Origin of the sequence: Streptomyces sp. IBSBF 2435 (assembly GCF_036815005.1) — a bacterium.
Lineage (GTDB): Bacteria > Actinomycetota > Actinomycetes > Streptomycetales > Streptomycetaceae > Actinacidiphila.
In genome coordinates this window covers 1-12,311 of the sequence record NZ_JAJSYW010000206.1, presented here as the reverse complement: position 1 = coordinate 12,311, position 12,311 = coordinate 1, and the positions used below count along the sequence as shown (strand labels likewise).

Annotated in this window: 10 protein-coding genes and 1 pseudogene; 4 read left to right on the top strand and 7 right to left on the bottom strand. The window is 72.6% G+C overall.

Annotated features, from left to right (window positions below; genetic code table 11):
• From V7E46_RS28965 to V7E46_RS28950, 4 genes are all read right to left on the bottom strand, one after another.
• Window positions 1-321, bottom strand: a 321-nt coding sequence (locus tag V7E46_RS28965; RefSeq protein ID WP_333771203.1) for a 2-oxoglutarate dehydrogenase E1 subunit family protein, incomplete at its 3' end; no start/stop codon positions are given.
• A 217-nt stretch (window positions 322-538) separates the two neighbouring features.
• Window positions 539-1,615 (bottom strand): HAMP domain-containing sensor histidine kinase, encoded by a 1,077-nt coding sequence (locus V7E46_RS28960; RefSeq protein ID WP_333771202.1) that lies wholly within the window; start codon window positions 1,613-1,615, stop codon window positions 539-541.
• Window positions 1,616-1,631: 16 nt separating this feature from the next.
• Complete coding sequence (locus tag V7E46_RS28955; protein ID WP_333771201.1) at window positions 1,632-2,345, bottom strand: response regulator transcription factor; 714 nt, start codon at window positions 2,343-2,345, stop codon at window positions 1,632-1,634.
• Window positions 2,346-2,416: 71 nt separating this feature from the next.
• Window positions 2,417-3,109 (bottom strand): spermidine synthase, encoded by a 693-nt coding sequence (locus V7E46_RS28950; RefSeq protein ID WP_333771200.1) that lies wholly within the window; start codon window positions 3,107-3,109, stop codon window positions 2,417-2,419.
• A gap of 263 nt (window positions 3,110-3,372) precedes the next feature.
• On the opposite strand from V7E46_RS28950, the gene V7E46_RS28945 reads away from it, so the two are divergent.
• Window positions 3,373-4,419 (top strand): SGNH/GDSL hydrolase family protein, encoded by a 1,047-nt coding sequence (locus V7E46_RS28945; protein WP_333771199.1) that lies wholly within the window; start codon window positions 3,373-3,375, stop codon window positions 4,417-4,419.
• 15 nt (window positions 4,420-4,434) lie between these two features.
• Here the strand turns inward: V7E46_RS28945 and V7E46_RS28940 are convergent.
• Window positions 4,435-4,584 (bottom strand): annotated as a pseudogene (locus V7E46_RS28940) (IS5/IS1182 family transposase); the annotation flags it as partial.
• 372 nt (window positions 4,585-4,956) lie between these two features.
• Here V7E46_RS28940 and lon point away from each other — a divergent pair.
• Window positions 4,957-7,377, top strand: coding sequence for an endopeptidase La (gene lon / locus V7E46_RS28935; RefSeq protein ID WP_333771198.1), 2,421 nt, complete (start codon window positions 4,957-4,959; stop codon window positions 7,375-7,377).
• 75 nt (window positions 7,378-7,452) lie between these two features.
• Here the strand turns inward: lon and V7E46_RS28930 are convergent, their stop codons facing one another.
• Entirely contained in the window at window positions 7,453-8,316 is an 864-nt protein-coding gene (locus tag V7E46_RS28930; RefSeq protein ID WP_333771197.1) for a lysozyme, read from the bottom strand.
• Between the two features lie 189 nt (window positions 8,317-8,505).
• Here V7E46_RS28930 and V7E46_RS28925 point away from each other — a divergent pair, with 189 nt between their 5' ends.
• Entirely contained in the window at window positions 8,506-8,979 is a 474-nt protein-coding gene (locus V7E46_RS28925) for a MarR family winged helix-turn-helix transcriptional regulator (RefSeq protein ID WP_329174820.1), read from the top strand.
• A gap of 126 nt (window positions 8,980-9,105) precedes the next feature.
• On the opposite strand, the gene V7E46_RS28920 is transcribed toward V7E46_RS28925, so the two are convergent.
• On the bottom strand, window positions 9,106-9,876 hold the full coding sequence (locus tag V7E46_RS28920; RefSeq protein WP_333771196.1) for a hypothetical protein: 771 nt from the start codon (window positions 9,874-9,876) through the stop codon (window positions 9,106-9,108).
• Window positions 9,877-10,215: 339 nt separating this feature from the next.
• On the opposite strand from V7E46_RS28920, the gene V7E46_RS28915 reads away from it, so the two are divergent.
• On the top strand, window positions 10,216-12,311 hold a 2,096-nt coding region (locus V7E46_RS28915; RefSeq protein ID WP_333771195.1), incomplete at its 3' end, for a sensor histidine kinase.

The following is a 12,311-nucleotide window of genomic DNA, read 5'->3' as shown; positions in this document are numbered from 1 at the left end:
GGCCTCGGGGGCCGGCTCCGCGGGGGCGGCGGGCGCGGGCGGCACGGGCTGGCCGGAAGTCACCGGTGCGGTGGTCGCACGCGCCGCGGCACCGGACGCCCCGCCCTGGCCCGCGGGCGCCGCCGGAGCGGCGGAGCCGTCCGGCTTGTAGTCGGCGAAGAAGTCCCACCAGGCTCGGTCTACCGAGTTCGGATCCTGGAGGTACTGCTGGTAGATCTCATCGACCAGCCACTCGTTCGGGCCGAAACCCGCTGCAGGGCCTGCGCCCTGCACTTCGTGGTCGGTCGTGACACTAGAGCTATTGGGGGACTGTGGCGACACGGCGGTAACCGCCCTCTTCCGCTTCACAAGATGGTGGACAGCGGAAATAAAGGCTACGCCTACCGGACCCTCCGCCGCAGGCCCGGGGCCCAGTCGTCGCGCAAGTCACACCCGAAGTCTGGTTTCAGGGCCGTTCCTGGCGGGAAATTGGTCCCTCTTGAGGGTTGCCCGGTCAGAAGTCGGCCTTACGCGCTGCGTGAACTGCGGCCACTCTAAGTCAAGATCCGGCCGCGGCGACACCTGGGAGGGTGACGTGGATGCGGCAGCCCCGGGGGGATTCGGCCACTTCTATCCGTCCGCCGTGCAGATCCACCGCCCAGCGCGCGATCGCCAGCCCCAGTCCCGTACCGCCGTCGCCGCCCGGATGGGAGCCGCGGTGGAAGCGCTCGAAGACCCGTACGCGGTCGGCCGCCGGGATGCCGGGGCCCTCGTCCACCACGTCGATCTCCAGGCTGCCCGGCGCCATTCCGCGACGCGCCCGTACGGTGACCCGGCCGCCTGGCGGGCTGTGCTTGACGGCGTTGTCGACCAGGTTGGCCACCACCTGGTGCAGCCGCTCACCGTCGGCGTAGGCGGTCAGGCCCAGGGGTGACACGTCCAGGTGCAGCGGGACGTCCGCCCGGGCCCTGGAGCGCGACCCCGAGCCGCCGGTGCCCATGCCCAGGCTCGCCGTCTTGAGCACCGCCGACAGGTACGGCCACACCTCGAACGGCCTGGTGTCCAGCCGCACCGCCCCGCTGTCCAGGCGCGACAGGTCCAGCAGCTGGCTGACCAGCTTGCCGAGCCGCTCGGTCTGCTGGAGGGCCAGCCGCATCGTCTCGGGGTCGGCGGCCGACACCCCGTCCACCACGTTCTCCAGCACCGCGCGCAGCGCCGCGATCGGGGTGCGCAGCTCGTGCGAGACATTCGCCACCAGCTCCTTGCGGTGCCGGTCGGCGGCGGCCAGGTCGGCGGCCATCCGGTTGAACGTCTCGGCCAGCTCGCCGACCTCGTCCCTGCGCACCCGCGTCACCCGGCGGCTGTAGTCGCCGCCCGCCATGGCCCGCGCGACCGCCGTCATCTCCCGCAGCGGGGCCGTCAGGCCGTTCGCCACGATCTGGGTGATCAGCAGCGACGCGATGATCGAGAAGATGGTGATCACCCGCAGCTCGGTCGCCGAGTGGATCGCCAGGATCACCAGCCCCGTGGTGATCAGTACCGACACCAGCACCAGCAGCTGGAGCGCCGCCTTGATCGACCGGTACGGGTCCCACGGCCGCAGCGCCGCCCACACCCGACGCCACAAGCGCCTCACCGCCGCACTCTCCCGCTCACTTCGAGGGCATCTCCAGCGCGTAGCCGACACCGTGGACGGTACGGATACGGTCCGCGCCGATCTTCCGGCGCAGCGCCTTCACATGGCTGTCCACGGTCCTGGTGCCCGACGCGTCCGCCCAGTCCCACACCTCGGCCAGCAGCTGCTCGCGGGACAGCACCGCCCTGGGCTGCTGCGCCAGGCACACCAGCAGCTCGAACTCGGTCGGCGTCAGATGCACGTCGGAGCCGCCGACCCTGACCCGCCGCTGGGCGTGGTCGATCTCCAGGTCGCCGAGCTGGATCGCGGCGCCCCGCGGGCTGTGCGCGGCCGTCGCGGCCCGCTCGACCCGGCGCAGCAGCACATGCACCCGGGCGGCCAGCTCCCGCATCGAGAACGGCTTGGTCATGTAGTCGTCCGCGCCGACGCCGAGGCCGACCAGCATGTCGGTCTCGTCGTCCCGCGCGGTCAGCATCAGCACCGGCACCGGCCGGTCCGCCTGCACCCTGCGGCACACTTCGAGCCCGTCGTAGCCGGGCAGCATCACGTCCAGGACCAGCAGGTCGGGCTGCCACGAACGGGCGGCCTCCACCGCGGCCGGGCCGTCCCCCGCGGTCCGCACCTGGAAGCCCTCGGCCTGGAGCCGTGCCGCGATCGCCTGCGCTATCGTCCGGTCGTCCTCGACCACGAGCACCCGGCGCTGCGCGCCCGCCGTCTGCGTGCCGTCCAATTCCGCCCCACCACAATCGTCCTGGAATACCGGCAGCGTACGGGGCGGGCCGCTGCTGTGACCATCACGCCTCAGGACGCCCGGTGTGCCAGGTGCACGACATCAGGCACCCCGCGGAGCACCGGGATCTCAAGGGTGCGCACCCGTTCGAATCCCGCGGACCGCAGTGCCGCCTCGAATGCGGCCGACGGTTGTGCCGACCACACCGCGAGGACGCCGCCCGGCGTGAGCCGGTTCCGGCAGGCGCCGAGGCCGCTGGGACTGTAGAGACTGCCGTTGTTCTCGGTGACTGTCCAGTCCGGCCCGTTGTCGATGTCCAGGCACAACGCGTCGTACGCCCTACCCGGGCGCCGCAGGTGCGCCAGCAGGTCGTCCACCACGAGGGTCACCCTCGGGTCGTCCAGGGCGCCCGCGGAGAATTCCCCCAACGGCCCCTCGCGGTGCCACGCCACGACGGCGGGCTCGCGCTCCACCACCTCGATACGCTCCCACGGCCCGGCTGCCGCCCGGGCCAGTGAGAAGCCGACGCCGAGGCCGCCGAGGAGGACGCTCGGCTTGTCCTCGCCCCTGTCCCCGCCCCGGTCCAGCGCTTGCAGCGCGGCGTCGACCAGAAGCCTTTCCGACCTGCCGTCGGAGGTGTCCATGAGGAAGCAGCCGTTGGCGATGATCTCGTAGCGCCGCTCGCCGCGGCGCCGCAGCACGATCTCCCCGGCCGGCCCGTTCCGCCGGTCCACGACGACCGGCCCCCCGTCTCCCGCGATCATCCCCCCACCCTAGGTGCTGGCCCGTAAATGATCCGCAAGCTCTGTCGGGGTCCGGTCCCGCGCGGCTGACTCGCCGACCCGGTGCCTGAGCCGGCTGGTGGCAGGCGGCGGCGCGAAAATCTGATCATTTAGCTCGATCGGGTCTGATGGGTCCGATTCAGCCGAGCCAGTGGGCCAGCGGTGTGGATGATCTTGGCGAGACGCCTTCCGATGTGGGGCACATTGCGAGCTCCGGGCTGTCTTTTGTCGATTCTGGAGGATTGATGCGACATCCTGTCTCCCGACTCAGGGCGCGAGCACTGGCGGTCGGGCTCGCCCTGACCGCGGTCGCCCTCGTACCCGCGGGCTCCGCTGGCGCGGCTGATCAGTACGAGTGGGCCGCCCTGGGCGACTCGTACACCGCCGGCGGCTTCGTCGGGGACCCGCAGCCCGCGCTCGGGGACGCGTCGCGGGACGGCTGCGACCGCACCACCGGCGCCTACCCCGGCCTGGTCCAGCAGGAGCTCGACGAGTTCCCGCCCGGCAAGCCCGTCCACCTGACCAACGTCAGCTGCGGCAACGCCACCATCGACAACATCGGCAAGACCAAGCAGACGCCGATCAGCCCGGTCCAGCCCCCCGCCGGAGGCTGGCCCGCGGTCGACCCGCAGATCAAGCGCGCCAACCTGAACGACCGGACCGACGTCGTCACCATCGGCGTCGGCGGCAACAGCCTGCCCTTCGGCGGCATGCTCCTCACGTGCCTGGAACTGGGTCCGAAGACCGGCGAGTCCTGCCGCGAGCACTACACCGACCCGCCCGCGGGCGAGGAGGGCATCCAGGACAAGCTCGCCAGGGTCCAGGACGAGTACATCGAGATGCTGGCCAAGGTGCACGAAGCCGCGCCCAACGCCAAGGTGATCACCGTCGGCTACCCGGCGGTCCTGCCGGACCAGGCCAGTGACTGCAACCGCCTGTCCCTCACCGAGCTGGGCTCGATCAAACACGCCGACATCGACTGGCTCCGTGACAACGTCCTCAAGCCGCTGAACAGCACCATCCAGCGGGTCACCTCGTTCTTCGGCGACCGCTACGTCGACGTCTACTCCTCCAGCGTGGGCCATGACGCCTGCCAGCCCGCAGGCACCAAGTGGGTCGAGGGGATCTGCGGCGACGCCGCCGGCTACTGGCCCTCAAGCCTCCCCGGCACCGCGCTGAAGTGCGGTCTCATCAACAAGCGCGTCACCCTGGTCCACCCCAATGGCGCGGGATACGCCAACACCGCCGCGCATGTCGAACGAGCCGTCCGCATCGCTCTCCTGGAACGCTGACCGACCGCCCACCGGCGCCGGTGCCCCCGCCCGCGTGGGACCGCGGGCGGGGGCCCGCCATGTGCAGCCGGACGTGGCCGCGAACACGATCGCGGCCAGCACCTTCCGGTCACCGTGCCGACGACGGCCACCACCTTGAGGCCGCACCGGCGCCTCCGGCACCACTGCGAGTCGCGGTCATGGTCGCGCGCGCAGTTCCCCGCGCCCCTTCGTGGCACGTCTCCTCCGCCAATGAGGGTGAGGTCCGGCTCCCCCGCCGCAGAGGGCAAGCGTCTTCAGGGGCGCGAGGAACTGCGCGACAAGCCACGACGCAGCCGCAGGCAAGCACGCCACCGCAAGCGGCACCCACCCAGGCGCGCGGGCAACTGCGCGACCAGCCACGAGGGTGCCGCAGCCGCGGAACCGGCACGAGCCCCGCAGGGGCCGGTGACGCCCGCCGCGCAGGCGATCGCTCAGGGCGAACACGCCCCCGGGAACACCAGCGGAGCTCCCCGCATTGAGCCAGGTGTACTCAACTTGCTTGCATTAGGAGCGATCATGCCGATTGAGTCCCTCTCCTCCAACCCGCTGACCCTGCCTGTCCTCCCGCTGGACGGCGAAGTCGTGCTGCCCGGCATGGTCGTGCCGCTCGACCTCTCCGACTCCGAGGTCCGCGCCGCCGTCGAGGCCGCGCAGGCCGCGCACCCGGCCGGCAGCGGCGGCAAGCCGCGGGTGCTGCTCGTGCCGCGGATCGACGGCAATTACGCCGCCGTCGGCACCCTCGGCACGGTGGAGCAGGTCGGACGGCTGTCCGACGGCGACCCCGGCGCCGTGATCAGGGGCCGCAGCCGGATCAGGATCGGCGCGGGCACCACCGGTCCCGGCGCGGCCCTGTGGGTCGAGGGCACCGTCATAGACGAGCCGACCCCCGCCGAGTCGCCCGGCACCGTGGCCGAGCTGATGAAGGAGTACAAGGCGCTGGCCACCAGCTGGCTGCGCAAGCGCGGTGCCTGGCAGGTCGTGGACCGGGTGCAGCAGATCGACGACGTCGGCCAGCTCGCCGACAACTCCGGCTACAGCCCCTACCTGACCGCCGAGCAGCGCGTCGAGCTGCTGGAGACCGTCGACCCGGTGGCCCGGCTGAAGCTGGCCATCCAGTGGCTGCGCGACCACCTCGCCGAGCAGGACGTCGCCGAGACGATCCGCAAGGACGTCCAGGAGGGCATGGAGAAGCAGCAGCGCGAATTCCTGCTGCGCCAGCAGCTCGAAGCGGTCCGCAAGGAACTGTCCGAGCTGAACGGCGACCCCGAGGACGAGGCCGACGACTACCGCGCCCGGGTCGAGGCCGCGGAGCTGCCGGACAAGGTGCGCGAGGCGGCGCTCAAGGAGGTCGAGAAGCTGGAGCGGTCCTCCGACGCCTCACCCGAGGGCAGCTGGATCCGCACCTGGCTCGACACCGTGCTCGAACTGCCGTGGAGCACGACGACCGAGGACACGTACGACGTCGCGGGCGCCCGCGCGGTGCTGGACGCCGACCACGCGGGTCTGGACGACGTCAAGGAGCGCATCACCGAATACCTCGCCGTACGCAAGCGCAGGGCCGACCGCGGCCTCGGCGTCGTGGGCGGTCGCCGCGGCGGCGCGGTGCTGGCGCTGGTCGGCCCGCCCGGCGTCGGAAAGACGTCGCTCGGCGAGTCGGTGGCGCGGGCGATGGGCCGCAAGTTCGTCCGGGTCGCGCTGGGTGGTGTACGGGACGAGGCCGAGATCCGCGGCCACCGCAGGACGTACGTCGGCGCGCTGCCCGGCCGGGTCGTACGGGCCATCAAGGAGGCCGGGTCGATGAACCCGGTGGTGCTGCTCGACGAGATCGACAAGGTCGGCTCGGACTATCGCGGCGACCCGGCCGCGGCCCTGCTGGAGGTCCTGGACCCGGCGCAGAACCACACCTTCCGCGACCACTACCTGGAAGTCGAGCTGGACCTGTCCGACGTGGTCTTCCTGGCCACGGCGAATGTGCTGGAGGCCATCCCCGAGCCGCTGCTCGACCGGATGGAGCTGGTGCGGCTTGACGGCTACACCGAGGACGAGAAGGTCGTCATCGCCAGGGACCACCTGCTGCCGCGCCAGCTGGAGCGGGCGGGCCTCGACGCCGAGGAGGTGACCCTGGAGGAGGGCGCGCTGCGCCGGCTGGCCGGGGAGTACACCCGGGAGGCCGGGGTCCGGGCGCTGGAGCGCACGGTCGCCCGCATCCTGCGGAAGATCGCCGCCCGGCACGAGCTGGGCGACCAGGAGCTGCCCTTCTCCGTCGGGCCCGACGACCTGCGCAAGCTGATCGGCCGGCCGCACCACGTGCCGGAGGCCGCGCAGGACCCGGAGGAGCGGCGCACGGCGGTGCCCGGGGTGGCCACCGGGCTCGCGGTGACCGGCGCGGGCGGTGACGTCCTGTACATCGAGGCGTCGCTGGCCGACCCGGAGACCGGCGGTTCCGGGCTCCAGCTCACCGGCCAGCTGGGTGACGTGATGAAGGAGTCCGCGCAGATCGCGCTGTCCTTCCTGCGCTCGCGCGGCGCCGAGCTGGAGCTGCCGGTCGGCGACCTCAAGGAGCGGGGCGTGCACATCCACGTGCCGGCCGGCGCGGTGCCCAAGGACGGGCCGAGCGCCGGTGTCACGATGACGACCGCGCTGGCGTCGCTGCTGTCCGGGCGGCGGGTGCGCACCGACGTCGCGATGACCGGCGAGGTGTCGCTGACCGGGCGGGTGCTGCCGATCGGCGGGGTCAAGCAGAAGCTGCTGGCCGCGCACCGGGCCGGGATCACCACCGTGGTGATCCCCAAGCGGAATGAGCCGGACCTGGACGACGTGCCCGCCGAGATCCTGGACGCGCTCGACGTCCACCCGGTCAGCGATGTCCGCCAGGTGCTGGCGCTGGCCCTGGACACCGCCGAGGCCGGCGTCCCGGAGGTGCCGGTGGCCGCCTGACGGCCGCCCCGCCACCGCGACAGCAGGCGGCCCCTTCCCCCGCGTTCGGGGGAAGGGGCCGCCTGCGTGGGCGGATCAGCCGTTGGCGTAGGCCTTGACGCGGTCGAGAGCGCCGTTGAAGCGGTCCTGGTCACCGGGGAAGGTGCCGGAGTCCGCGTACTGCCAGAAGGTCTGGTAGCCCCAGCCGGCCGGCAGGGTGCCGATGGAGGTGGCGTACCGGGCGAGCCAGAGCGCGTTGTTGGCGGCGAAGGCGCCGCTGTTGCCCGTGCAGGTCGTCCACCAGTTGGTGGAGGTGTAGATCGTCGGGTAGCGCCCGGTCCTGGCATGGTATTCGTTCGAGAACGAGGAGATCCAGCTCACCATCGCGCCGGCCGTCTTGCCGTAACAGGTGGCGCCGTACGGGTTGTACTCCATGTCCAGCGCGCCCGGCAGCGTCTTGCCGTCCTTGGACCAGCCGCCGCCGTGCGCGACGAAGTAATCGGCCTGGGCCGCGCCGGTCGACACGTCGGGCAGGGCGAAGTGGTAGGAGCCGCGGATCATGCCGACGTTGTAGGAGCCGTTGTACTGCTGGGTGAATTTGGGATTGGTGTACGAGGTGCCCTCGGTGGCCTTGACGTACGCGAATTTCGCGCCGTTCGACCAGGCGCCGGCCCAGTTGACGCTGCCCTGGTAGCTGGAGACGTCCAGGCCCGGGGTCTGGCTGACCTTCGGGGTGGCGGCCTTGGAGTCGCCGGGGGCGATCGCGCCCTCGTGGATCCTGATCTGGGAGCCCAGCCAGTCCAGGTCCGGGTGCGTCATGTGACCGGAATTCGCCGCGTGGGCGGTGCCGGGTGCGGCGAGCGCCATCGCGAGCATCGTGACGAGTGAACCGGCCAGGAGCGCGAGCCTGGTCCGGACCGAGCCGTTGCCGTGCACGACGGAGAAATCTCCGTGGGACATGCGTGCCTCCAGGTGGGGGGACTCGGCATGACCTTGGAATGGTCATGACAGTTGGACGGTACGTGGGACGCTGCGCGCGTGGGAAAAGGGTCCTGTTACCGCCGTTGGTCTACTCCTGCGAAATACTTGGCGTGCTGCGGAAACCACCGTGTGTAAAGACAACTTTCAGGCGTTGAAAGCGGGAATGCTGTGACCGACGCGCGCAATGCGGCAGATGCGACGGGCGCGGACCCGTCGGCGGACGCGCTGGAGCGGGAGCTGACGGTGCTCTTCCGGCGCGCCCGGGCGGCCTCGGGGGAGCTGGCCAGGGCGGTGCATCCCGACCTCGAACCTGCGGCCTACGGGCTCCTGGTCCGGCTCCAGGAGGTCGAGCCCGAACGGGCTACCGACCTGGCGTCCTACTTCGGGGTCGGCAAGGCGACGATGAGCCGACAGCTGCGGGCACTTGAGGTTCTCGGGCTGGTCACCCGGGAGCCGGATCCCGCCGACGGGCGGGCCTTCCTGATGCGGCTCACCCCGGGCGGCCGGGACCGCTTCAACCGGGTGCGCGGTGCCCGGCGCGCCGCCTACCTCCGCCAGCTCGCCGCCTGGAACCGCACGGATCTCGCGGAGCTGGCCCGCCTCCTCCACGACCTGAACGAGTCCACGGCGGAAGTCCTCTGAACAGCCGCCTCCACCCGGGTGAGCGGTCCTCCGTGCCGCAGCCCGGTCTCCGGCCTCCGGCCGCGACGGACCGCCGTACGGGCACGGCGGCCACTGCCCCCCCCCGGGCGGGGGCGCCCCGGGGGTTCAGAGCTCGGCCAGCACGGCGGTCGCGTCGTCGAACGGCTTGCCCCGCGGCACGGCGGAACCCTCGGGATCGGCCAGCTCCAGCTCGCGCACCCGGGCGAGCAGGCGGTCAGGCCCCCCTTTGCGGAGCAGTGCGAAGGCCGAAGCCCAGTCGTCCGTACCGAAGACCTCCACCCCCCGCGCGGCCCCGTCGCTGAGCGCGGCGACCGCCCGTACCGCCGCGACCGGCACGGAGCCGGTGACCGCCCGCCCGGCCACCCGGGGATCGGCGGCGGCCGTGAAGAAGCCCCCCGGGAGGTTCCGCAGGGCGGCGACCTGGTGCCCGGCGGCCCGCAGCCGGTCGATCCGGTCGTCCAGCACCGGTGTGAGGACGCCGTCCGTCCCCTCCACCAGCAGAACGGAATCGGACAGCACGAGGTACTCCAGCTCCGCCGCCCCCCACCGCACCGCCACGGCTGTGGCTTGCGGCGTCAGAGGGTGAGAAAGGTCACACGTGCCCCGGTGCGCATCCGCCGTCACGGTGATCGCGGCCGACAGGCACTCGGCAAGAGTGGCGTCAGGCCGCGAAACGGACAGTTCGAGCAGCGCCCCGCCCAGCCGGGCGGTGAACCAGGGCACGGAGTGGACGCAGTTCCCGTTGTCCGGCGGCGGGGTGACACCGTCCAGCAGGACCAGCGCCCCGCCGTGCCCACCGGCGGGCAGCGCCACCGCCACGAAGTCCTCATTGGGCGCCCCGGGCACACCGGGAGCCGTCGCCGTCTCGATACGCATAGTGCTCAGTGTGCGGCAGTGCGCGTTCGAAACCTTTCGACCGGGCGGTCGGTCGGCGCGCCTGTGGGCGGGCATCCTGTCAAAGCCGGGCAGTACGCGCCAGTACGTGCCCGGCGTGGCGAACCGCCGCCCACGCAGCTCGGCTTGTCCGGTGTGTCGCCGGTGCGCTTCACTCGTTCGAGTGTCCGGAGGAGGGAGGCATGGCCCCCCTCCTGGCGGGACTGCAAGGGTCGGTGTCAGCCCCTGCATATTCCTGGGGAACCCCCGCCGGCGATACGTGATTGCGAGCCAGAAGTGCGTGAACGACGTCAAGCGCGTGAGCGTCGGGTCAGACAGCGCATGCTCGCCGCCCTGCTGGTGTCCGCTGCCGTGGTCCTGGCCGCGGCCACGCCCGGCGTCGCGCTCGGCGTCGGCGACCTGAGGGCGGCCCAGAACCGGTCCTCCGCCGCGGTGCTGGCCTCCCGCACCGCTGTTCTCGCCCACGACCTGGCCGACGAGCGGGACGACGTGGCCGCGCTGGTCGCGGCCGACACGAAGACGCCGCAGACGCCCGCCGCGGACCGCACCAGGACCGACCGGCAGGCGCACGACGTGCTGGCGGCCGACCCGCCCGCCGCGGTGCGGACCGCGCTCGCCTTACTGCCCGGCATCCGTACCGCCGCACTCGCCGCGCGGGCCGGCCAGCAGGGCGTCCAGGCCGTCGTGACCGCGTATCAGCCGCTGATCGACGCGCTCGGGCGGACCGGGGAAGGGCCCGGCGCCGATCCGCTCACCCGGGTGGCGGGCGCCGCGGCGCTCCAGCGCGGGCTGCTGGTGGGCGCCCTCACCCAGGGCGGCGGACAGTCCGCGCTGGTGGCCGCAGCGCAGGCGGCCCGGCTCCAGGAGATGTCCGCGCTCGCCGACTTCCGCGCCACCGCGCCGGCCGACCTGCGGGAGCGCTACGACAAGACGGTGACCGGCGCCGATGTCGCCCGGGCCGACGAGGACACCGCGGAATTGCTCGACGCGGACCAACTCACCCGCACCGACCGGGCACTGGGCGCCGACCCGGTGAAGTCCGAGCTGACCGCCAGGATCGGGCTGATCCGCAGCGTCGAGGCGTCCGCCGCCGCCGACCGGGCCGCGGCTGCCGCCGACCACCGCAACCACACCGTCACCGTCCTCGAACTGCGGTCCGCGCTGGCCGGGTTGTGCCTGCTGCTGCTGGTCGGCGTGCTCACCGCGCTCTTCCGCAGCCTGACCCGCCCGCTGGCCGCCCTGCACCGCTGGTCGCGGTCCGACGCCGACAGCGGCCAGGGCGTCGAGGTGATCGGGCAGGACGAGTACGCCGCCGTCGCCCGCCGCGCCAACGCGCTGACCCAGGAGGCCCAGGCCCTGCGCGCCCGCACCGCCGGCCTCGGCGACGAGCTGACCGCGCAGCGCGGCGCGACCCAGAGCGCCCGGGGCTCGCTGGCCGGCGCCCTGGCGGAGAAGGACGCCCTGCGGCGCGCCCACGACGACCTGATCGCCCACTCGGCTGAGCTGGACCGGGAGCTGAGCGCGGCGGCGGCGCGCAACGCCGCGCACCTGACCCATGTCAGCCTCAGCCTGCGCACCTTGGGCCTGGTCGAACAGCAACTCGCCCTGATCGAGGGCATGGAGGGGCAGGAGGAGGACCCGGACCGGCTGGCCACGCTCTTCCAGCTGGACCACCTCGCCACCCGGATGCGCCGCAACAGCGAGAATCTGCTCGTGCTCGGCGGCACCGAGCACAGCCACGGCGCCACGGCCCGCCCGGTCCCGCTGGTCGACGTCGTGCGCGGCGCGATCTCCGAGATCGAGCGCTACGAGCGGGTACGCATCCAGGTGCTGCCCGGGGTCAGGGTCGCGGGCCGGGCCGCCGACGACGTGGCCCACCTGATCGCCGAACTCCTCGACAACGCCACCGGCTTCTCCGAGGCGGTCACCGAAGTCGTGCTGTCCGGGCAGCTGCTGGAGACCGGCGAGGTGGCCGTCGCGGTCGAGGACTCCGGTATCGGCCTGCCCGCGGAAAGGCTCGACGAGCTGAACGCGCTGCTCGCCGACCCCGATCCGGCGCCGCCCGGCGCGGTCGCCGGCATGGGCCTGTACGTGGCCTCCCGGCTGGCCCGCAGGCACGGCGTCCGGGTACGGCTGCACCCGCTGGCCTCCGGCGGCACCCAGGCCGTGGTGCTGCTGCCCGGCCTGCTGGTCCCCCCGGTCGGCCCCGACGAGCCGCCCATCACCCCGCTGAACACCACCACCTTCACCGGCGGCGACCCGCGCCGGTCCGCGACCGCCGCGGCGGCCGGACCCGTCTACGTACCGGCGCAGTCGACCGGCCCCGACACCGTCCACGGCTACGCGCCGCTGCCGGACCTGGCGCAGCTCCCTCCCGGGCCGGCCGAGCCGCCGCGGCCCGAGCAGCCCTACCCGCC

Bases quoted from the DNA above. Each gene is read 5' to 3' on its own strand.
- V7E46_RS28945 (WP_333771199.1), top strand. From the start codon at position 3,373: ATGCGACATCCTGTCTCCCGACTCAGGGCGCGAGCACTGGCGGTCGGG.
- V7E46_RS28920 (WP_333771196.1), bottom strand. From the start codon at position 9,876: ATGCGTATCGAGACGGCGACGGCTCCCGGTGTGCCCGGGGCGCCCAAT.
- V7E46_RS28950 (WP_333771200.1), bottom strand. From the start codon at position 3,109: ATGATCGCGGGAGACGGGGGGCCGGTCGTCGTGGACCGGCGGAACGGG.
- V7E46_RS28930 (WP_333771197.1), bottom strand. From the start codon at position 8,316: ATGTCCCACGGAGATTTCTCCGTCGTGCACGGCAACGGCTCGGTCCGG.
- lon (WP_333771198.1), top strand. From the start codon at position 4,957: ATGCCGATTGAGTCCCTCTCCTCCAACCCGCTGACCCTGCCTGTCCTC.